This is a genomic window from Actinoallomurus sp. CA-150999 (genome assembly GCF_050942425.1).
Taxonomy (GTDB): domain Bacteria; phylum Actinomycetota; class Actinomycetes; order Streptosporangiales; family Streptosporangiaceae; genus Actinoallomurus.
In genome coordinates, this window is the sequence record NZ_CP192063.1 from 11,623,831 (window position 1) to 11,644,961 (window position 21,131).

19 protein-coding genes and 1 pseudogene are annotated in these 21,131 nt (G+C 71.8%); 16 read left to right on the top strand and 4 right to left on the bottom strand.

The window, feature by feature from the left end:
* The first annotated feature begins 6 nt into the window (after positions 1-6).
* The 3 genes from ACQP2O_RS53750 to ACQP2O_RS53760 are packed head-to-tail and all read left to right on the top strand — an operon-like array spanning position 7 to position 5,221.
* Positions 7-1,086, top strand: a complete 1,080-nt coding sequence (locus ACQP2O_RS53750; protein ID WP_433178328.1) for a cytochrome d ubiquinol oxidase subunit II — start codon at positions 7-9, stop codon at positions 1,084-1,086.
* Positions 1,086-3,287 (top strand): ATP-binding cassette domain-containing protein, encoded by a 2,202-nt coding sequence (locus tag ACQP2O_RS53755; RefSeq protein ID WP_433178330.1) that lies wholly within the window; start codon positions 1,086-1,088, stop codon positions 3,285-3,287. The genes ACQP2O_RS53750 and ACQP2O_RS53755 overlap by 1 nt, the downstream gene beginning before the upstream one ends.
* The gene (locus ACQP2O_RS53760) at positions 3,284-5,221 is read left to right on the top strand and encodes an amino acid ABC transporter ATP-binding/permease protein (RefSeq protein WP_433178332.1); all 1,938 of its coding nucleotides are present in this window, start codon (positions 3,284-3,286) and stop codon (positions 5,219-5,221) included. Before ACQP2O_RS53755 ends, ACQP2O_RS53760 begins: the two co-directional genes overlap by 4 nt.
* Here the strand turns inward: ACQP2O_RS53760 and ACQP2O_RS53765 are convergent.
* Together ACQP2O_RS53765 and ACQP2O_RS53770 are read right to left on the bottom strand one after the other, a co-directional pair.
* Positions 5,205-5,456 (bottom strand): zf-TFIIB domain-containing protein, encoded by a 252-nt coding sequence (locus ACQP2O_RS53765; RefSeq protein ID WP_433178334.1) that lies wholly within the window; start codon positions 5,454-5,456, stop codon positions 5,205-5,207. The two genes, ACQP2O_RS53760 and ACQP2O_RS53765, sit on opposite strands and share 17 nt — an antisense overlap.
* A 343-nt stretch (positions 5,457-5,799) precedes the next feature.
* Positions 5,800-6,087 carry a hypothetical protein gene (locus tag ACQP2O_RS53770; protein ID WP_433178336.1) on the bottom strand — a complete coding sequence of 96 codons (288 nt, stop codon included), beginning with the start codon at positions 6,085-6,087 and terminating at the stop codon, positions 5,800-5,802.
* A gap of 367 nt (positions 6,088-6,454) precedes the next feature.
* Here ACQP2O_RS53770 and ACQP2O_RS53775 point away from each other — a divergent pair, with 367 nt between their 5' ends.
* The 13 genes and pseudogenes from ACQP2O_RS53775 to ACQP2O_RS53835 all read left to right on the top strand — a co-directional run bounded on the left by ACQP2O_RS53775 (position 6,455) and on the right by ACQP2O_RS53835 (position 18,345).
* Positions 6,455-6,979, top strand: coding sequence for a hypothetical protein (locus ACQP2O_RS53775; RefSeq protein ID WP_433178338.1), 525 nt, complete (start codon positions 6,455-6,457; stop codon positions 6,977-6,979).
* A 399-nt stretch (positions 6,980-7,378) separates the two neighbouring features.
* On the top strand, positions 7,379-7,660 hold the full coding sequence (locus ACQP2O_RS53780; protein ID WP_433178340.1) for a hypothetical protein: 282 nt from the start codon (positions 7,379-7,381) through the stop codon (positions 7,658-7,660).
* Positions 7,661-8,248: 588 nt separating this feature from the next.
* Positions 8,249-8,413, top strand: a pseudogene (locus ACQP2O_RS53785) (IclR family transcriptional regulator domain-containing protein); the annotation flags it as partial.
* A 203-nt stretch (positions 8,414-8,616) separates the two neighbouring features.
* Positions 8,617-9,474, top strand: coding sequence for an NAD(P)-dependent oxidoreductase (locus tag ACQP2O_RS53790; protein WP_433178341.1), 858 nt, complete (start codon positions 8,617-8,619; stop codon positions 9,472-9,474).
* Positions 9,475-9,598: 124 nt separating this feature from the next.
* Positions 9,599-10,567, top strand: a complete 969-nt coding sequence (locus tag ACQP2O_RS53795; protein WP_433178342.1) for a MarR family winged helix-turn-helix transcriptional regulator — start codon at positions 9,599-9,601, stop codon at positions 10,565-10,567.
* Positions 10,568-10,636: 69 nt separating this feature from the next.
* Positions 10,637-11,743: a ferritin-like domain-containing protein gene (locus ACQP2O_RS53800; RefSeq protein WP_433178344.1), complete on the top strand. Its 1,107-nt coding sequence runs from the start codon at positions 10,637-10,639 to the stop codon at positions 11,741-11,743.
* Positions 11,744-12,059: 316 nt separating this feature from the next.
* On the top strand, positions 12,060-12,650 hold the full coding sequence (locus ACQP2O_RS53805; protein ID WP_433178346.1) for a septal ring lytic transglycosylase RlpA family protein: 591 nt from the start codon (positions 12,060-12,062) through the stop codon (positions 12,648-12,650).
* 370 nt (positions 12,651-13,020) lie between these two features.
* Positions 13,021-14,133 carry a sensor histidine kinase gene (locus ACQP2O_RS53810; protein WP_433178348.1) on the top strand — a complete coding sequence of 371 codons (1,113 nt, stop codon included), beginning with the start codon at positions 13,021-13,023 and terminating at the stop codon, positions 14,131-14,133.
* Positions 14,130-14,807: a response regulator gene (locus ACQP2O_RS53815; RefSeq protein ID WP_433178349.1), complete on the top strand. Its 678-nt coding sequence runs from the start codon at positions 14,130-14,132 to the stop codon at positions 14,805-14,807. The genes ACQP2O_RS53810 and ACQP2O_RS53815 overlap by 4 nt, the downstream gene beginning before the upstream one ends.
* Before the next feature lie 69 nt (positions 14,808-14,876).
* On the top strand, positions 14,877-15,758 hold the full coding sequence (locus ACQP2O_RS53820) for an ATP-binding cassette domain-containing protein (protein WP_433178351.1): 882 nt from the start codon (positions 14,877-14,879) through the stop codon (positions 15,756-15,758).
* A 42-nt stretch (positions 15,759-15,800) separates the two neighbouring features.
* Positions 15,801-16,544, top strand: coding sequence for an ABC transporter permease (locus ACQP2O_RS53825; RefSeq protein WP_433178353.1), 744 nt, complete (start codon positions 15,801-15,803; stop codon positions 16,542-16,544).
* Complete coding sequence (locus tag ACQP2O_RS53830) at positions 16,544-17,707, top strand: sensor histidine kinase (protein WP_433178355.1); 1,164 nt, start codon at positions 16,544-16,546, stop codon at positions 17,705-17,707. Before ACQP2O_RS53825 ends, ACQP2O_RS53830 begins: the two co-directional genes overlap by 1 nt.
* A gap of 32 nt (positions 17,708-17,739) precedes the next feature.
* Complete coding sequence (locus ACQP2O_RS53835; protein ID WP_433178357.1) at positions 17,740-18,345, top strand: response regulator; 606 nt, start codon at positions 17,740-17,742, stop codon at positions 18,343-18,345.
* Positions 18,346-18,450: 105 nt separating this feature from the next.
* Here the strand turns inward: ACQP2O_RS53835 and ACQP2O_RS53840 are convergent, their stop codons facing one another.
* Complete coding sequence (locus ACQP2O_RS53840) at positions 18,451-19,686, bottom strand: hypothetical protein (protein WP_433178359.1); 1,236 nt, start codon at positions 19,684-19,686, stop codon at positions 18,451-18,453.
* Positions 19,687-19,936: 250 nt separating this feature from the next.
* Positions 19,937-21,085 carry a phytoene desaturase family protein gene (locus ACQP2O_RS53845; protein ID WP_433178361.1) on the bottom strand — a complete coding sequence of 383 codons (1,149 nt, stop codon included), beginning with the start codon at positions 21,083-21,085 and terminating at the stop codon, positions 19,937-19,939.
* Between the last annotated feature and the right edge of the window lie 46 nt (positions 21,086-21,131).

A 21,131-nucleotide genomic window follows, 5' to 3' on the forward strand; every position in this document is an offset into this window, starting at 1 on the left:
CCATCCGTGGAGACCTTCGCGTTCTGCCTGCTCGGCTTCTTCCTCGTCGGCTACTTCGTACTCGGCGGCGCCGACATCGGCGTCGGCATGCTGCTGCCCTTCCTCGGCCGCGAACGCCGGCTGACCATCGCCACGATCGCGCCGTTCTTCCTCGGCAACGAGGTGTGGCTGGTCGGCTCGGCCGGCCTGCTGACCGCGCTGTTCCCCATCCTCGAGGCCGACCTGTTCGGGCGGACGTGGGGCGCGCTGAGCATCCTCGTCCCCGCCTGGATCGTCCGCGACATGGGCCTATGGCTGCGCGGGCGCCGTACGGAAGACACGTGGCGAACGGCCTGGGACGCGGCGATCGTCGCGGGCAGCTGGGGAGTCGCGGCATCGTGGGGCGTGGCGGTCGGCGCGCTCATGGGCGGCGGCGGTCCGCTGTTCGCCGTGACGACGTGTGGCCTGTTCGCGCTGCACGGCGCGGTCTTCGCCACCGTACGGCTCGGGACCGAGACCGCGCGTGCGGTGGCACGGTGGGTCGTACGGGCGGCGCTCCTGGCGGGCGTGCCCTGCCTCGTCGGCGCCGGAGCCGACGACCTGACGGCGACGGTCCCCGCCGCGGCCCTGCTCGCGACGGTACTCGCCGGGGTGTGGATGACACTCGCCCGCCCGGCGGCCGCCCAGAGCGGGAACGACCAGGCGCGGGACGGCCACGCCGGGAGCGGCTCCGCCCGAGACAGCTGGGCCCGGGACGGCCAAGCCGGGAACGGCCAGGCGCAGGGCGACCAGGCCGGGAACGGCTCTGCCCGAGACAGCCGGGACCGGGACCACCAGGCCGGGAACGACCAGGCGCGAGACGGCCACGCCGGGAACGGTTCTGCCCGGGGCAGCTGGGCCCGAGACGGCTGGGCGCTGGCGGCGTCCGCGCTCGCGATCACGGCCGTGCCCGTCCTCGCCGGCCTGAACCTGCCGGACGCCGACCTCGCACACGAAGCCGCCCTCACGCTCGCGGTCGCCGGCCCGATGCTTCCGCTCCTGGTCGCCGCCCAGGCATGGGTGTGGTGGACCTTCCGCGGCCGAGTCGACAAGCCGTCGTACCTGTGATGACGTACCTGCTGTTCGCCCTCGCCCAGGGCGCGCTCGTCGTGGCCCAAGCCGACCTGCTGTCCCGGGTACTGGCCGGAAGCGCCGTGCTGCTGCCGCTGGTCGCGGTCGTCGCCGGCCGCGCCGTCCTCCTCGCGGGACAGGGCACGGCGTTCCGGTGGACGGCAGCCCGCCGCAAGCGCGAGCTGCGCGCCCGCCTGCTCCGGCACGAAGCCGCCAGCTCACGCCTCTCCGGCGGTCACGGCGGCGCCAGTGGTACCGGGGGTGCGGGCAGTCCCGGCGGTGCGGGCAGTCCCGGCGGTGGTGGCGGCGGCGCTTTCGGCGGCTCACATGGTGGCGCTAGCCGCACCGGCCCCGATGGCTCAAGCGAGGGCTCCAGCCGCGTTGCCAGCTCCAGCGGTGCCGGTGGCTATGGCGGCTTGCGGGGCGATGTGACGCTGCTCGGGCGCGGGCTCGACGCCCTCGATTCCTACTTCGGCGGCTACCTGCCTCAGCGGTACGCCGCCGCGGTCGTCCCGCTGATCGTGCTCGTACGGCTGGCCATCGCGGACTGGCCGTCGGCTCTGGTCATCCTGGTGACGCTGCCGCTCCTCCCGGTCTTCGGCGCGCTCGTCGGGTGGAAGACCAAGCAGGCGACCGAGCGGCAGTGGGGCCTGCTGCACCGGCTCGGCGGCCACTTCCTCGACGTGGTGGCCGGGCTGCCGACGCTCCGGGCGTACGGCCGGGACGAGGCGCAGACCGAGGTGGTCCGGGCGATGGCGGACGGCCATCGGCGCGCGACCGTGCGCACGCTGCGGATCGCGTTCCTGTCCTCGTTCGTGCTGGAAATCGTCGGCACGCTGTCGGTGGCACTGGTGGCCGTGCCGGCCGGACTGCGGCTGCTGGACGGTTCACTCGATCTCCGGACGGCGCTGCTGGTCCTGCTGCTGGCACCCGAGGCGTACCTGCCGCTGCGGCTCCTCGGCACCCGCTTCCACGCCGCAGCCGAGGGGCGCGCCGTCCTCAACCAGGTGACGGCAATCCTCGCCGAACGTCCCACTTCCCAGCGCCCCGGCGCGGCACCGACGATCCTCACCGGCCCCGCCGTTCCGCAACCGCCCCATGCAGGAACGGGAACCCTTGCCGAACCCGCCACTCCTCAACGGCGCGGCACGGTACCGACGGCCCTCACCGAGCCTGCCATTCCGCAACCTTCCCGCATGGGGACGGCCATCCTCGCCGAACCCGCTACTCCCCACCACCCCGGCACGGCACCGACGATCCCCACCGAGCCTGCCACTCCGCAGCCGCCCCGCACGGGGACGGCCATCCTCGCCGAACCCGCTACTCCCCACCACCCCAGCACGGCACCGACGGCCCCCACCGGGCCTGCCATTCCGCAGCCGCCCGACGCAGGAACGGGAACCCTCATCGAACCCACTACTCCCCAGCGGCCCGGCACGGTACCGATCGCCCAATCGGCCGTTCCCGAGCGGCGCGGCACGGTGACCGCGCCCGTTGCCGAGGCCGGCTCCGCCCACAGGGCCCGTTCGGAGCGGCCGGCGGCGCAGATCGAGGTCGCGGGACTCGTCGTCCGGTACCCCGGCGCGGACGTGCCCGCCCTTGACGGCTTCGACCTGACCGTCGCGCCCGGTGAACGGGTGGCGCTTGCCGGGCCGAGCGGCGCCGGCAAGAGCACGCTCCTGCGGGCGGTGCTCGGCTTCGTCGTCCCCGAGAGCGGCCGGATCACGATCGACGGCGTCGACCTCGCCGACCTCGACCTGGCCGGGTGGCGCCGCCGCGTCGCGTACGTGCCGCAGCGCCCGTATCTGTTCGCCGGTACGGTCGCCGACAACATCCGGCTCGGCCGACCGGACGCGGGGGACGGCGCCGTACGCGCCGCCGCTGAGGCCGCCGCCGCGCACGACTTCATCACCGCGCTGCCCGGCGGATACGAGACGCCCCTCGGTGAACGAGGGGTCGGCCTGTCCACCGGCCAGCGGCAGCGCGTCGCGATCGCGCGCGCGTACCTGCTGGACGCGCCGATCGTGGTGCTGGACGAGCCCACCGCGCGGCTCGATCTGGTGGCCGAATCGGCGGTCACCGAGGCCGCCCGCCGCCTGCTCGACGGGCGCACCGCGCTGCTCGTCGCCCACCGCCCGGCGCTGCTGTCCCTCGCCGACCGCGTGATCCACCTGTCCGGACGGGAGGTGTACGCGTGATCGGTGAAGGTGACGCCCGGCTGACGCATGGGCGGTCGGTGCTTCGGTTGTTCGGTCCGCGTGAGGCACCTCGCCTGGTCGCCGCGCTGGCCGCCGGGGCGGGCGCGGAGCTGTGCGCGGTCGCGCTCACCGCGACCGCCGCCTGGCTGATCGCACGGGCGGGGCAGCACCCACCGCTGTCGGTACTCGCTCTGGCCATCGTTGGCGTACGGGCGTTCGCGCTGTTCCGGGGCGTACTCCGCTATACCGAGCGACTCGCCGGCCACGACGCCGCGCTCCGCGTCCTCGCCGGTCTACGCGTTCGCGTCTACGAGGCGCTGCGCCGCTCCACAGACCCGGCCGAACAGGGCTCTCCGGCCCCGTTCCGGGACGCGGACGCCGTCCAGCGGATGGTCTCCGACGTCGAGGCGGTCCAGGACCTGCTGCTGCGCTGTCTCCTTCCCGCCGCGATCTCCTGGATCACCGGTGCGGCCGCGATCGTGGTGACCTCGCTCCTACTGCCCGCGGCGGGAGTGGTCCTGGCCGTCGGCGCGGTCCTCGCCGGAACGGTCCTGCCCGCCCTCGCGGCCCTCGCCGCCCGGGCGGACGCCGGCCGCGCCGCCGACGCCCGCTCCGACCTCGCCGTTCACGGCCTCGACCTGGAACGCGGCGCGGTGGACCTCGCCGCGTTCGGCGCGACCGAGCGCTTCGTCGCCCGCGCGGACATCACAGCGGCCCGGCTGGCCCGGCTCGAGCGGCGGGCCGGGGCGGTGGAGGCGGCGATCGCGGCACTCGGCACGGCCGTTCAAGGTGCGACCGTACTCGCCGTGATCTGGACGGCGCGGCGGCACGGCGCGGACGGTGTGCTGGTCACGGTCCTCGCCCTGACGGCGCTCGCCGCGGTCGACGCCGTACTGCCCGTCGCGGACGCCGCGCGGCGGCTGTCGGAGATCCGCCCGGCCGCACGCCGGGTCGCCGACCTGCTACGTGCCGACGGGCGGCGCGTCCACCGTACGGTCGCCGCCCCACCGCGCCCCGGAGAGTGCCAGGCGATTCGGTCCGGCCCATACCGGGCGACGAGGGCCGCGAGAGCGGACAGAACCGTCCCGGACAAGACCGTCCAGACGAGAACCGCCCAGGCGAGGACCGCCTCGACGGTCGGGACCGCACCCGCCGTGGGCAGCCGACCGCCGCGGCCGGCGGTCCGCCCGCTCCTGCACCCGGCGATCGAGCTGCGCGGCGTCCGGGTGTCGTACGGCTCCGTGACCGCGCTGGACGGGATCGACCTGCGCATCCCCGCCGGGCGGAAGATCGCCGTGGTCGGCGCGAGCGGCGCTGGCAAGAGCACTCTGCTCGGCGTCCTGTCCGGCGAGGTACGGCCCGAGGGCATCGTGCTGCTGGGAGACGCACTCCAGAGCGCCTACGACCCCCGGGACGTACGCGCGACCGTCCGCGGCCTCACCCAGGACGCGCACGTGTTCGGCACCTCGATCCGGGCGAATGTGGCGCTGGCACGGCCGGACGCCTCCGACGCCGAAACGGCCGACGCCGCACGCCGCGCCGGTCTGCTCGACTGGATCGACGGGCTGCCCGACGGCTGGGACACCCCCACCGGCGACGCCCGGTTGTCCGGCGGGCAACGGCAACGGCTGCTGCTCGCCCGCGCGCTACTCGCCGATCCGCCAGTGCTCGTCCTCGACGAGCCCACCGAAGGACTCGATCTCGCGACCGCGGATCGCCTCGTCACCGCCCTGCTGGCCGAGCGGCGTACGGTCGTGCTGGTCACCCACCGGCTCGCTCCCCTGACGGCCGCCGACGAGGTGATCGTGCTCGACCGGGGCCGGATCGTTCAGCGCGGCCCCCACCGCGACCTCGTCGAACGACGCGGCCCCTATCGTGACCTCTGGGAGGCGGAACGCCTCCAGAGCACCGCCCCCGCTATTCGGCGGACGTGAAAATCTGATGCATGATCCCCCGTCGATGGCGGCCGTGGTACGACGCGTTGGCGTCGTCCGTGCTCGGATCGAGCTTGGCGAGGTACTCGCTCTCCGCGTCGATCAAACGCTCCAACTCCCCGCGGTCGAGGAATACGCCCTGGCAGCCGACGCATTCCTCGATCATCACCCCGTTACGCTCCCGCGTGTCCCAAACCCCGGAACACTTCGGACACGTCATCCCCGTCGCAGCCATTGTGGCTCCCCTGTGAACGAATTCGACGATCAGGCAAGACTAATAACCATCGCCCTTTGAGGGAACGTTTTTCACGTGGCGGGGGAATGATCACAACGGGCTCGACAGGTTTCGCGCAATGAGCCGAACGCCGCAGGCCCGGCGCGTGAACGCCGACCGGCCGCGGCGTCTCGGTCATTGCGCGGAACGGCCCGCCCGAAACCGGGTGTGGGGCCGCCGTGCTGAGCGCGTCAGCTCGAAGCTCTCCACCCCAGGCGAACCCGAGTGGTGAGACCGCCGTACTCAGCACGTCGGCTCAAGGCTCTCCACCCCCGAACGAACCCGAGCGGTGAGACCGCCGCGCTCAGCGCGTCGGCTCGGGGCTCTTCGCCCGCACCGCGCGGATCCATTTCCGAAGCGGCAGCGTCACGTGTTCGCGCCGCACGATGATCAAACCGGCGAGCCACAGCAGGAGCGCCTCGACGACCACGGCGATACCGAGTGCCTCCGTCCAGGACCGTCGTCCCGACCGTGCCCTGGCCGGGGCGACGTCCGTCAACTCGGAAGTGCCCTCTGGTCGGGACGCCGCCGGCGTCACGGCCGGAGCGACGTTCGGGAGCAGCGGCACGGCCGACTGGGTGGACTGCGACACGGCTCCGCCCGTCGGTGTGTTCGGCGGACCGGCCGGCGCACCCGCCCCGGCCGGCGCGACCGGGACACCGGCTCCGGCTGGAGCGACCGGAGCGCCAGCCCCAGCGGGAGCGACCGGGACGCCCGCTCCAGCCGGGGCGATCGGGACACCAGCCCCAGCCGGCGCGACCGGAGCACCAGCCCCAGCGGGAGCGACCAGTGAGCCCGGTCCGGCAGGGGCGCCTGCCCCGGCGGCACCGGCCGGCCCGGGATGTACGGCGGGCACCACGCCGTGCGTGTGCTTGGCGTGCTTAGCGGACTTGGAGCGCTTGGAATGCTTGGCGTGTTTGGAGTGCTTGGCGTGTTTGGCCGACTTAGCCCTGATAAGCGTGCCGGTCTTCACGGCGCCGCCCGGTGCCTGTCCCGCGCCGGCTGCGGACGGCGCGCCCACCACGGGCGGCGCACCCACCGCCGGGGTCGAGGCGGGCGCGGAGATCGGAGCCGGCACCGGCGCGGCGGGGCGTGCCCCGGCCAGTGCGGCGAGTCGCGCGGGCCGGCCGTTCGGGACAGCGCCCGCGGGGGGACGCTGCGGCACCGCGCCGGCCCGGCGTCGCGCCGTCTTCGCGCGCCCATCTCCCGCCGCGGCGCCGGAGGCGGACCCGGCACTCGCCGGCGCCGCGTTGCGGGACGCCCGCCCGCCGGGGGCGCCCCCTCCCGGCGCCGTCGACGGCGAGGCCGCTGCAGACGTCTGTCCAGGCGAGGCACCCCGCGGTACTGCCGACAGTGGGGCCGGCGCGGACACCCGTCCAGGCAAGGCACCCCGCGGCACTGCCAACGGTGAGGCCGTCGCGGACATCCGTCCAGGCATGGCGCCCCCTCGCGGCACCGTCGGCGATGAGGCCGCCGTGCCGTGAGAGCCGGCCGCTCGCGGAGCCGACAAGGCCGCTGCACCGCCGGTCGCGACCGGCAACGACCGTCCTGGGAACGCGGCGAACGGCCCCAGAGACCAGGCATCCGCGGGCGCGGCGGCTGGGGAACCCTTCGACGTCGAGGAGCGGGCGGGCGGCATGGCCTGGCCCGTGAGACCGGACGACGCCGGTACCGAGGAGCCGCCTGGGCGCGCATGGCTTGCGCCCTGGGCCGAGCCGCCTGGGCGCGCATGGCTCGCGCCCTCGGCCGAGCCGGCCGGACCCCCATAACTGCCGCCCGCGACCGGACTGACCGGGCGCGCGGGACTGCCACCCGCAGCCGGACCAACCGGACGCGCGGGTCGGTTGGACGTTGAGGGGGCGGCCGGGGAGATGGCGTGCCCGGTGAAATCGGGGGATGCGGGTGCCGGCGAACCGGCGGGTGCGGTGGACGCGTCCGCCGGGGAGCCGCCGGGGCCGGTGGAGGTGAACGGTGATTCCGCGCCCAGCTCGGAAGCGCCGTCGGAGGCGACCTCCGTGGAGACGGGCCAGGTGAGCGAACCGTCGGCCGGAAGCCGGACGGTCCGGAGCGCCATCATCGAACGGCGCGGGGCGTTGACCGCGCTCGCCTCCACCGTGACGGGCGGCTGCATCGGCACGGACGCGCCCGTCCGTACCGACACGTAAAGTGTTCGCGCCGCCGTGAGGTCGCCGAGGTCGCAGCCGAGCACGGTCTCCGACCGGATGGTCGCGCAGTCTGTCTCGGAATCATCCCAGGCCGCGGGCCGTACGGTCGTCAGCACCAGCCGCGCGCCGATCGCCGCGCCCCCGACCGGGCGTACCGTGATCGCGTAATCGACCGCCCCGGGCATCACCGCGACGACTCGCACGGTGGTCTCGAGACGCACCTCGCGGCCCGGCTCAAGACGCACCTCGCGGCCGGGAGCCGCCACGGACGGATCGGGCGACGCGGCCACCGGAACGCTGGCCGCCGAGGCGGACGAGACCTGCCCCGGCAACGGGACCGCCCACGTGACCGCCGGAACGGTCATCGCGGTGGTACCGATCGCGGTCAGAACCGTCCTGGAAACCGCCTTCATCGAGCTCCCCCCAGACGCACGCCGGTCTGCCTCCGGGGGGACGGGCTGGGAGCCCGTGAGGTGATCGCTCCCACTCCTACCGCAAGATCGCCGACCGTAACCACGGCTCGGCGATCGTTTCGAGGAAGCGACACGCTATCTTGCCCGACCGACCAGCCCCGACCAACCAACCCCGGAGATCGGCGTGCGGTGCGTCGCCGTTCCGGTGACCGGCACGCCCGCTTCGGCCGCGATCTCGGTATCCGGGCCGCACGGCCGCCTCACCAACGAGGTGATCGAGGACGTCGTGCCCATCATGCGCCGCACCGCCGGACAGCTCGCCCGGCGCCTGTCGGCCTGACTCCCGCCAAGACCCAACCCCACCAAGGCCCGAATCCCGCCGAGGCCCGAATCCCGCCAACGCCTGAGTCCGCCAAGGCCCGACTCCCACCGAGGCCCGACTCCCGCCGAGGCCGGTGTCACGTACGGGAAATGCCGGTATCGCGTGGGGGAAATATCGGGCGAACCCGGATCGTCGCCCCGCGCTCTGGGTAAAGCCCACGCATGAACGAGCTCACCGTCGCCGTACTCGGAACCGGGATCATGGGCGAGCCGATCACCCGCAACCTGCTGGGCGCCGGGCACCTGGTACGCGTGTGGAACCGCACACGGGCCAAGGCCGAGCCTCTCGCCGCGGACGGCGCACGGGTGTGCGACGAGCCCGCCGAGGCCGCCGACGGTGCGGACGTCGTCGTCACGATGCTCCACGACGGCGAGACCGTCGAGCACGTCATGGCCGGAGTGCTCCCGGCGATGGAGGAAGAGGCGGTGTGGGCGCAGATGAGCACCGTCGGAGCCGAAGCCGCCGACCGCCTCGCGGACCTCGCCGGCAAGCGCGACGTGCCCTTCATCGACTGTCCCGTGCTCGGCAGCCGCAAGCCCGCCGAGGAGAGGGCGCTCATCGTCCTCGCCTCCGGTCCCCGCGACGCGCGCGCGGAGGAGGTGTTCGGCGCGATCGGCTCTCGTACGGTGTGGCTGGGCCAGGGCACGGAGGCGTCGCGCATGAAGCTGGTCCTGAACAGCTGGGTCCTCGCGCTGACCGCGGCCACGGGCGAGGCGATCGCGCTGGCGGAGGCGTTCGGCCTGGATCCGCGGCTGTTCTTCGAGACGATCGCGGGTGGATCTCTCGACTCGCAGTACGCCCAGATGAAGGGCAAGGCGGTCCTGGCCGGTGAGCTGACGCCGAGCTTCAAGGCGACCAGCGCCGCCAAGGACGCCGCCCTGGTCGCCGCCGACGGGCGGTCCTCCGGGGCGAATCTCCGAGTTGCCGAGGCCGTACGCGATCAGCTGCGCCGCGCCGTCGAGCTGGGCCACGGCGACGAGGACATGGCCGCCGTGTATTTCGCCGCGCGCGAGACCTGAACGGCCCGGAGCAAAGTTCCAGGAACCGTGCCGTGAGCGATCACGGAACCCCATCATGGATGCAGACGTCCCAGATCCGACGAGAACACGGAACGGGGAAACGGTGCTCGGAACTCATCCAACCATGACCGAACTGCATATCGGGGGATTCGAGGCCGCACGCGTCCGCGTGGCGCTCGATCCGTACATCTCGGTGCTGGCTCTCACGACCGACGCCTTCGGGCGGCACCGAGGGGCTCCGGAACGCTGGCGTCATCGGATCCGCGCCTCGATCTCGCCTCCCAACGCGGCGGCGATCCGGCCCATCGTGGTGCCGGGGCGCTCCGTGGTGCCGGAGTCCGTGACGCCGATCAACCCGGTGGCGGAGGCTCCCGTCACGGACCTCATCGAGCGGCTGCATGGCATCTCCGCCGATGAGCTCCGGACGGATATGGAAAGCGTTTTCGGGGGACGCCCGCCTGCGGACTGGGGATCGGTGGTGAAGCACCCGCGGCACTGGCTGCACCGCCACGCGGAGGCCACGAGGGAGGCCTGGTCGGCGGTGCGGCCGCTGTGGCAGCAGGCTCGCCCGCTGCTCCACCGTGAGGTCGAGCGGGTGGGCGTCGCGGCGGTACGCGGTCGGCTCGACGTGGTCCTCGGCGGGTTGCATCCGCGCAGCCGGTACGAGGACGGCGTCCTCGGGATCAGCGACCCGGAGCCGACCCGGTTCGAGCTCGGCGACCGGCCGCTCGTGCTGGTCCCGATGCTGTCCGGCGGCGGCGCGCTGATCTGCAACTTCGACCGGACCGACGCCGTGTGGATCGGCTATCCGATGCCGGGTGTGGAACGGCTGTTCCGCGGCGAGCCCGAATCGGTCCGCGAGGACGCCCTCGAGCTTCTGCTCGGCCCCGTGCGCGCGCACGTGCTGGGCGCTCTGGCGCAGCCACGGACGATGGGAGAGCTGGCGGCCCTCATGGAGCTGGCGCCGAGCGCGGTCACGTACCACTGCGAGCGGCTGGCGGCCATCGGCCTGGTCCAGCGCGAGCGGAACGGACGTCAGGTGCGGGTGTCGCGTACTCCGCGCGGCGAGAGCCTCATGGACATGTTCCGGTAACGGCCTCGACGTCATCTGCTTTACGTGCTACCAACAAATGTAAAGCCAACCCCCTCGGGAGGTCCCCCGATGACGATGCGCGATCGCTACACCACTCCTGTCCCCGAGATGACGTGGGAGGTGCCCGCCGCCGGCGCCGCGCGGTTCTCGTGGGAGTACGACGATGGCCGTGACCGCCTGCTGTCCCTCTACCAGAAGGGCAAGGACAAGCAGTGGGATGCCCAGAAGCGCATCGACTGGGACCTGCCGGTCGACGTCAACAACGTCGCCGGGCTGCCGGACGAGTTCAACCCGCTCGTCGGGTCCGACATCTGGGAACGCATGCCCCAGGACGGGCGCGATGAGTTCGGCCGTCACCAGGGCGCCTGGCTGTTCAGCCAGTTCCTGCACGGGGAGCAGGGCGCGCTGACCGTCTCCGCGCGGATCGTCGAGTCGGTGCCGGATCTCGATTCCAAGTTCTACGCCGCCACCCAGGTGATGGACGAGGCGCGGCACGTCGAGCTGTACAAGAAGTTCGTCGACGAGAAGCTCGGCATGTACTACCCGATCAACCAGGACCTCGCGAAGCTGCTGGAGGAGTCGCTGACCGACGGCCGCTGGGACCTGCCCTACCTCGGCATGCAGGTCCTCATCGAGGGCCTGGCCCTGGCGTCCTTCGGCCTCTACCGCGACATGTCGAGCAACGCGCTGGTCAAGCAGCTCCTCGCGTACGTCATGCAGGACGAGGCGCGGCACGTCGCGTTCGGCCGGCTGGCGCTGAAGGACTACTACGCCGAGCTGACATCGAAGGAGCGGGCGGAGCGCGAGGAGTTCGTCGTCGAGGGCTGCTACCTCATGCGCGACCGGTTCAAGGGCAGGGAGATCTTCGAGAACCTCGGGATGCCGGTCAAGGAGTGCATGGAGTACGTCGACAACGGGCCGATCTACTCGCTGTACCAGTCGCTGCTGTTCAGCCGGATCGTCCCGTGCGTCCGCGACATCGGCCTGTGGGGCGACAAGGTGCAGAAGGCCTACGCCGACATGGGCGTGCTCGACGCCGCCAAGGGCGACCTCGTCGCGCTGATGAAGCAGGACGAGGAGATCGCCGAGGAGGTCGACCGGGCCAAGCACGAGCGTGAGCTGGCCGAGCGCCGGGCGGAGGTCCACGCGGCGATCGCCGACGGCGCCGCGGAGTAGGGGTCTGACAAATCCGCTGTCCGGCTGCGCGAACGAGATCTACCAGACACGCGCTGGCCCACCCCCGTAGGGTGGCCGGTCTCCCGTCACCGCCGGGTAGCCCGGCTCCTCACCGCCGGGTGGCCCGGCTCCGCCACCCTCGGAGGTCGATTCGCGGCGACGGGACACCTGCCGAAAACGGTGAGTTACCCACGATCACCGGGCGCTACCCCTATCGTCGGGGACTTGTGCGCGACGCCTCCGGGCGCGGCACCGCTCGGGCCTTACCGGCCTCCGGCCGGGGCCCGATGTCCTGTCCCCTACCGAAGGACGCTCTGTGGGTGGTTCGGGCCGACACCGCCGGGTCCATCGATTCACGCATCTCCGTACGCGCCTGCTCGCGATCGCGGGACTGGCCACGGCCCTGCTCGCGGCCGTCGTCGCGACGCTGATCGGGTCCGGCCGGTCCGCGCCCCGGGCGGACGTCGGGGCGGCGGTGGCCCCCGCGGCCCCGCCGATCGCTCCCGAACGGGCCAGCAGGGCGAGCCGGACGCAGCGCCGCGGCCCGCTCCGGGCCCGGTCCACGCGACACCGTACGTCGAAGAAGAGGACTCGCCGGCCGGCGCGAACCAAGGTGGTGGCCCAGGGGTCCTGCGAGGCGTCGTTCTACGGGACGGGCCCGGCGACCGCGAGCGGCGCGCCGTTCGATCCGCAGGCGCTGACCGCGGCGCACCGTACGCTGCCGATGGGCTCGCTGGTCCGCGTCATCAACCTGGGCAACGCCCGGTCCGTCATCGTACGGATCAACGACCGAGGGCCGTTCGTGCCGGGCCGCTGCCTGGACCTGTCCACGGCGGCGATGCGGGCGGTCGGAGGGGTGCTCTCGGGCGTCATCCCGGTACGGTACGAGGTGCTGGGGGGAATCTGAGCAAGTCCACAAATGAGTGAACGCCCGCGGGTAGGCCCCTTCCCCCAAAGAAGCTCAACCCGCGGACGTTCACCTTCCTGCGCGGCCTGGACGGGTACAGATCCAAGCCTGCGGATCCGGCCATCGCATCGCGTCCCCCGTTGAATCCCCCAATTCATCGCGACGCGTCGGCCGTATAGGGTGGTCCGTGTTCTTGCAGTAGCTACGGTACGTGAGACGGAGACGGCATTCCGTCCACCTCTGGTTGACACTTCCCCGTACACCCCCGGTTGACCTGCGGCTTTGCCCTCTTTTGGGGTTGGCAAGGCAAGTATCGACCGATGATCGGAATGTGACTGTGAGGGGGTCGCCGGCGAGGGCCGGTGTACGCGTGAGTCTGGCCGACGTCATTCTGTCGGCCGGAGTGTTCGCAGCCTTCATTCCCTACATTCACAGCAGTGGCAATCTGCACCTCACGATCCCGCTCGGCGCAGCGAACGCCACCCTGTTGCTCGCGAAGAAACGCTTCCCACTGATAACACTCGCCGGGTGTCTGCTGTTGACGTGGATGACGTCGATGCTGCTGCGGCGGTCCTACCCCGTCACCCCGGCGACCTTCGTCGCCCTCTACGCGGTGGGCCGCTACTGCTCCCGCAGCGTGGCGTTGGCGGCGACGGTGCTGACGATCCTGATCGGGTTCGCCGTCGCCCAGGTGGCCGAGAGCATCCCGTCGTACACCCTGCACAACGTCGTGAACCTCGGCTGGGTGGTGTTCGCGGTTCTCACCGGCGCGTGGGTGCGGACGCAGAAGACGTACGTCCGTGACGTCGAGGAGCGGGCCGAGCGGGCCGAGCGCGGCCGCGAGGAAGAGGCGCGGCGCAGGGTCGCGGAGGAGCGCGTGCGCATCGCCCGGGAGCTGCACGACATCGTCGGCCACGCGCTCATGTCGATCAATGTCCTGTCGTCCGTGAGCTCCCGGATCATCGAACGCGACCCGAGGTCGGGGCGCGACGCGCTACGGACGATCAGCGAGGTCAGCAACTCGGCGCTGCGGGAGATCCGCAGCACGCTGAGCCTGCTACGGGAGGGCACCGAACCGCTCAAAAGCCCCGAGCGCGGACTCGGCGACCTCGAGGCGCTCATCGAGCAGTCACGCGTGAGCGGCGTGCCGGTGACGCTGAAGGAGTCCATGATCGACCCGGGCATCCCGGCGATCGTCGGCTTCACGGTGTACCGCATCGTCCAGGAGAGCCTGACCAACATCACCCGGCATGCCGAAGGCGTCACCAGGGTCATCGTCGCCGTCATCTGTGCAAACGATCACTTGGATGTCACCGTCGTGAACGACGGCGCTCAGGCCTCCATCGTCGAGGGCGGCGGCATCGGCATCCAGGGCATGCGCGAACGCGTCACCGCCATCGGGGGCCGCCTGGACACCACGGCGCTCCCCGGCGGCGGGTTCCGTGTACACGCGCGTCTGCCGCTGAAGGAGGCATCGCGATGACGATTCGTGTCCTGCTGGCCGACGACCAGACCACCGTACGGGCAGGGTTCCGGATGCTCATCGACTCGACCGAGGACATGCACGTCGTGGCCGAGGCCGCCGACGGCGCCCGCGCCGTCGAGATGGCCCGCGCCACGGTGCCCGACGTGGTCCTCATGGACGTCCGGATGCCCGGAATGGACGGCATCGAGGCCACGCGCCGGATCACGACCGACCCGGCGCTGTCCACCGTGCACGTCCTGATCCTCACGACGTTCGAGCACGACGAGTACATCTTCGGCGCTCTGCGGGCCGGCGCCGGCGGATTCCTGCTGAAGGACACCGATCCGGACGACCTCCTGGACGCGATCCGGGTCGTCGCCTCCGGGGAGGCACTTCTCGGCCGGGGACTGACCCGCCGGGTGATCAAGGAGTTCGCGGCGCAGCCGCAGCAGCCGGAGCCGGGGTCCAAGGACCTGGACGTGCTGAGCGAGCGGGAACGGGAGGTGCTGCTGCAGATCGCCATCGGCCTGACGAACGAGGAGATCGCCACGAAGCTGCACCTCAGTCCCGCCACCGCCAAGACGTACGTGCACCGGATCATGACGAAGCTGCACGCCCGCGACCGGGTCCAGCTGGTGATCTTCGCCTACGACAAGGGGCTCGTACGACCTCGGTCATCGGAACGGCGATGACAAATGTCATCGCGAACCGAGGATCGAGCACACTAGGGCGCTGACCGGCGGGAATCTAGCGTTCTCACCATGAACGCGATCGCCTTCACCGGGGTGTCCAAGAGCTACGGAACGGTCCGCGCCGTCGAGGCGCTGGACCTCACGATCGACGCCGGCAGCACCGTCGCGCTGCTCGGCCCGAACGGGGCCGGCAAGTCCACCTCGATCGGAATGCTGCTCGGCCTCGTACGGCCGACGGCGGGCGAGGTCAGCCTCTTCGGCGAGACCCCCGACACCGCCGTCAAGCACGGCCAGGTCGGCGCGATGCTGCAGGACGGCACCCTCGTCCCCGGCCTGACCGTCCGCGAGGTCGTCTCCTTCGTCCGGAGCATGTACCCCGACCCGATGCCGCTGGAGCGGATCCTGGAGCTGGCGAGCCTGACCGACATCGCCGGGCGCCGGATCGACCGGCTGTCCGGTGGGCAGGCGCAGCGGGTGCGGTTCGCGATCGCCATCGCGGGCGCGCCCCGGCTGCTGGTCCTGGACGAGCCCACGGCGGCGATGGACGTCGAGTCCCGCCGGTCGTTCTGGGCGAGCATGCGGGACTACGCCGGCACCGGCCGGACGATCCTCTTCGCCACCCACTACCTGGAGGAGGCGGACGAGAACGCCGACCGGGTCATCGTCATCGCCCGGGGCCGGGTCGTCGCGGACGGCACCCCGCAGGAGATCAAGGCGATGGTCGGCACCGCCACCGTCCGGTTCACGATCGGCGACCAGGCCACGGCCGGGCTCGACGCCCTGCCGGGCGTGCACACGGTCGACATCCGCGGGCCGATCGCGCAGTTGCGGACCACCGACCCGGACGCGACCGTCGAGGCGCTGTACGCCACGGGCCTGCGCGTCACCGGCCTGGAGGTGAAGGGCGCCGACCTCGAGGACGCCTTCGTCTCCCTCACCCGCGACCGCTGACCCATCGCTCTCACGGGCAACTTCTCGGAAAGGACCTACGCGATGCTTCGCTATCTGAGCGTGGAGATCCGGCGCACGATCCGCGACCGGCGCTTCATCTTCTTCACCATGGCCATCCCGGTCGCCTTCTACCTCCTGTGGGCGAACGTCTACGGCAAGAGCAGCGGCTCCGTCTCCGGCACGAATCTGAACGTCCGCGCCTACCTGCTGGTGTCGATGGCCTCGTACGGCGCCGTGGGGGCCGCGCTGACGACGACCGGGGCCCGGCTCGCGTTCGAACGGCAGAGCGGCTGGCTCCGGCAACTCCAGGTGACCCCGCTGCGCCCCTGGGCCGTGATCACCGCGAAGATCGTCGCGTCGATGTTCCTCGCGCTTCCGGCGATCATCCTGGTCGGGCTCGCCGGCGTACTGACGCAGCACGTCCACCTGTCGGCCGGTGAGTGGGCCGGGATGATCGCCGTGATGTGGCTCGGCACTCTGCCGTTCGCCGCGCTCGGCACACTGATCGGCTCGCTCGTCGGCGCCGACGCCGCCCAGCCGGTGACGCTGGTCTGCTACTTCACGCTGTCCATCCTCGGCGGACTGTGGATGCCGATCGACACGCTGCCCAAGACGCTGCGGCAGGTCGCGCACTGGCTGCCCTCCAACCGGTTCGCCGGGCTGGGCTGGAGCATCGTCGGCGGGCACCTGCCGTCCGCCTCGGACGGGCTCGTGCTGGCCGGGTGGGGACTCCTCCTCGGCGTCCTCGCCCTCGCGGCGTACCGCCGCGCTACCGTGCGCTCCTGATGAACGCTTTCCTGCCGCAAGGCGACGACGGGGCCACCACACCGCCTCGGTGGCCCCGTCTCGTGTGGATATCGATGGGCCTGGTCTACCTCTTCTTCTGGCCTCTGGCCGGACTGCTGCAGCACGAACACTCGACGACGCGCATCGTGGTGTCCCTGGTCGCCTTTGCGGCGTTCGTCGGGTTCTTCCTCGCCCTGGCCCTCAGCAACAGACTGGGGAGCCCGGAGACCACCCGCCGCACCTGGGTCCTGCTCTGGATCGTCACGGCCATGGCGATCGGCTTCCCTCTGCTGCTCGGGGGTCAGTGGGACGGCCTGCCGATCTACCTGGGCGTCGCCTACGCCATGACGCTGCCGCCCTCGTGGGCCCTGCGCGGCGTCCTGGTCGCCACCGCGCTGACGGCGGCCCTCGGCTGGGCGACGCATGTGTCCGGCACGACGCTCCCCTTCCTGACCTTCCAGACGCTGAGCATCGGCCTGATCCTGCTGGGCTTCCGGGGCAGCCGGATGCTGATCGTCCAGCTGCAGGAGGCACGGAGCGAGGTCGCCCGGCTGGCCGCGAACGAGGAGCGACTCCGCATCGCCCGCGACCTGCACGACCTACTCGGCCACACGCTCTCACTCATCGTCTTGAAGAGCGAGGTCGCGGTGCGGATCGCGGACCGCGATCCGGCCAGGAGCCTGGCGGAGATCAAGGACATCGAGACGGTCGCCCGGCAGGGTCTGACGGACGTCCGCGCAGCCGTCACCGGGTACCGGCGGCGCAGCCTCGCCGAGGAGCTCGACAACGCCCGTGGCGTCCTGGCCGCCGCCGACATCGAGCCGTCCATCAGCACCTCCGGCACGCCGCTGCCGGACGGACTCGACGACCTGTTCGCCTGGGCGGTCCGCGAGGGCGTCACCAACATCGTCCGGCACTCCCGCGCCCGTACCGCCGGCATCTCGATCACCCGCCGCGACCGAGGCGCCGTCCTGCAGATCATCGACGACGGGTCCGGGCCGGCCGCGACGGACGATCCCACGGACGTCGGCGGGAACGGGCTGACGGGGCTCGGCGAGCGCGTGGCCGAGGTCGGCGGATCCATCGAGTCCGGTCCAGGCCCGGCCGGAGGCTTCCGGTTGGTCGTACACGCTCCACTCGACGCGCCGGCCTCGTCCGCGTGAGAGGGTCATCGGGTGTTCGAGGGAATGACGGGATGATTCGCGTACTTTTGGCCGAGGATCAGGGCATGGTCCGGGGCGCGCTCGCCACCCTGCTGAACCTCGAGGACGACATGGAAGTGGTCGGCGAGGCCGCCGACGGCGACGAGGCGCTCACCGTCGCCGTCCGGACGAGCCCCGACGTGGCGCTGCTCGACATCGAGATGCCGGGCCGGAACGGCATCGACACCGCCGCCGCCCTCCGCGACGCGCTGCCCGGCTGCCGCGTGATCATCCTGACGACGTTCGGCCGTCCCGGCTACCTGCGCAGCGCCATGGAGGCGGGCGCGTCGGCGTTCCTGGTCAAGGACAGCCCTGCCCGCGAACTGGCGGCGGCGATCCGGCGCGTCCTCGCCGGCGAACGGGTGATCGACCCGGCACTCGCGGCCGCCGCGCTCAGCGCCGGCCCCAACCCCCTCTCCCCCCGCGAGCGCGAGGCACTGGCCGCCGCGGCCGACGGCTCCACCATCGGCGACGTGGCGCGGAAACTGCACCTGTCAGAGGGGACGGTGCGCAACTACCTGTCCGCGGCGATCCGCAAGACCGGCGCCCGCAACCGCATCGAAGCCGTACGCACCGCCCAGCGCCAGGGCTGGCTCTAGAATCCGGCTCCACCATCGACGACGTGGTGCCGCCGCTGGTCGGCCCGTTGATTCAGGAAAGACACCGGACGGGTGACCGCGTCCGGTGCTCCGTGCCCACCGAAGTTATGCGTGGCGTGCGATGAAGGGGTAGGGGCCGGTGTCATTGTTCGAGTCACCGGTGGCGCCGACGGTCCACATCCCGCCGCCCGGTATGGCGGCGGCGCCGTTGATGCCCCCGGTTCCGGCTTGGGGGACCGAGCCGCGTGTCCAGCGCTTTCCGTCCCAGCGCACCGTGTACATGTCATATGGCTGATACGTGTCGCCGACCGCCCACAGGCTCCGGCCGTTCTGCACCAGGTCGTTGACCTCTCCGGGACCGTCCGGGACGCTGGTGCTGGACCACTCGTGGCCGTTCCAGTGCAGCACGATCGGCAGACGGTCCCCACCGTGGGATCCGGCCTGCCCGGCACCGACCACCCAGACGTCGTTAGCCGATAGCGCCCGGACGGCTTCCACTCGCCTGGTCCACCGGTTGCTGATCGCGGGTTCCTTCAGCCGTTGCCAGGTGCGGCCGTTCCAGTGCAGGATCACCAAGTGCTCTGAATGCTGGTCGCTGCCGGTGAAGTCGGTACCGGCGACCCAGACGTCGTGCGCGTTGCGGACGGCCATGCCGGACAGCTCCAAGTTGTTGCCCAGTTCAGGCAGCGCCATGGGCTGCCACTGGCGGCCATTCCACCGCCGGACGTACCCTCGTGAAACGCCGGTGCGGGAATCGTAGGTGCCGCCGATGAGCCAGGCGTCCTTCGGGCCCCCGGCGCCGACGAGTTCCCCGGACGACTGTTCCACGCCGGGGATGGTCGGGTAGCTCATCGAGGTCCAGCGCCGCCCGTCCCAGTGCAGCATCGCGCAGTCCGCGGTGGCCCAGACGTCGTTGCGGCCCGTGGCGGTGAGGGCGTTGATACGGCCGACGGTAGGCATGGTCACCGAAGCCCAGGAGTGCCCGTTCCAGCGCAACATCAATGTCGGGAACATCTGCTGCTCTTCCTGGCACGGATCGGCGGCCGCGGCCGGTCGCCTCGCAGCCGCACCGACGAAGTCGCGCCGTAGTGCGGTCGAGGGATGGCCGACGATGCTACTGACCTTGAAGCCGCCGGCCCAGGCCTCGGTACGCCCGGTGGTGACGACGCTGGTCAGGTTCGCCATGCCCTTGACCGGGATCGCGGACAGGTGCCAGCCGGGACCGGGCTTGACGGGCGCGGCCGAGGCCACGGACGCGCCGATGGCCAGTGCCGTGGCCGATGCCGCCGCAAGAGCGCCGAGCCGTGCCGCGAAGCTGCCTCGCCGATGAAGCAGAGTCATCAAGGGTCCTTTCGGAGGGACTACGGTCGACTCTGATTCCCCAATGTCCCGGGGATGGTTCCGCCGAAGAACCCGACCGCAGTCTGGAACGCCAGGGCACCCGGGTACGGCGACGGCATGTTCCGCCTGCCCAGCGGTCACCTTGAGCAGGGGGATACGTGGTGCGCAACTACCTGTCCGCCGCGATCCGCAAGACCGGCGCACGCAGCCGCATCGAAGCCGTACGCACCGCCCAACGCCAGGGCTGGCTCTAACACCGCAACGACCTGTCGTGACTCCCGGTTTCGCTGAGCTGCTGGAGGGCCAGTCGCGCAGCGGAGATTCCGACCTCGGCGAGCAGTCCGGGCGCGGCGGACTGGTCGGTGGCCACGGTGAGGGTATTGCCGCGGCCGACGGCTGGGCGGTCGCGCCATGTCGTCCCGGGCAGGTCCACGGCCCCCGTGCAGTCCGTACGCAGGGCGCTGCGGTGCCACTCCGCCGCAGCGCGCCAGCCGGGCCAGGTCTGGTCGAGAAGACGCTGCACTCGGCGTTCGGCGTCGGTCTTTCGCTCGTGGGGGGCGCATGCGGCGGCGACCTGGATCAGATCATGCCCGGGCGGGGCCAAGGTGGGGTCGGCGAGGCTGTAACGGGCGGCGTAGATCCGGTCATCCAGGTCGATCACCCGGAACCAGTCCGGGCCGCCGTCGGCCCGCAGGCCCAGGTCGAACGTTGCCACGCGGGCGCTGGGCCAGGTAAGCGATCTGTCGCCGGTCAGCCGGCTCGCTGTGGCGAGGCTGGTGGCCAGGATCGTCGGGCCCGCGGGCAGGGCGGGGATCCGTGTCCCGGTGCGTATCCGCACGCCGAGGCCGGCGGCCCGCTCGACGAGAAGATCGACCAGGGTGGACCATCCGCCGACCACGTACCGGGCGCCGCCGGCAAGCGACCGGCGAAGGCGCTGGTGGACGAACTCGGCCGAAAGCCGCCCGGGGTCGTGGTCGAAGGTGAAGATGAAAGCCACTCCGACGATCGCCTCCGTCGTCTTCGCGTCGACGTGCCGGAGCAGCCATGCGCGGAACGATTCCTCGGCCGGCGCCTCGTCGGGCAGCGCGGCGATGGCCTCGCTGAGCCCGGCCGGCCACGGGCCGAACCGGCCTCCGGCCCGGACGAGGCTGGGAAGGCGTGGTGCCTCCACGATGGGCGGCGTGAGACCGCGGCGCTCCAGCCAGGCCCACCATGGCCCGTCCACATAGATCGCGTGGGGACCGGCGTTGGCTCGGTAGGGAGCCTCCAGCGAGCGCGCCCGCCCGCCGGGCCGGGAATGTGCCTCGGCGAGGGTCACTTGCCGGCCACGTTCGGCTGCCTCGATGGCGGCGGTGAGCCCGGTGAGCCCCGAGCCGACGATCATCAGGTCTGGTTTCACAAGACAGGCCTCTCTGTGCGGTGTCCTCCTAACGGGAAAGTGGCGG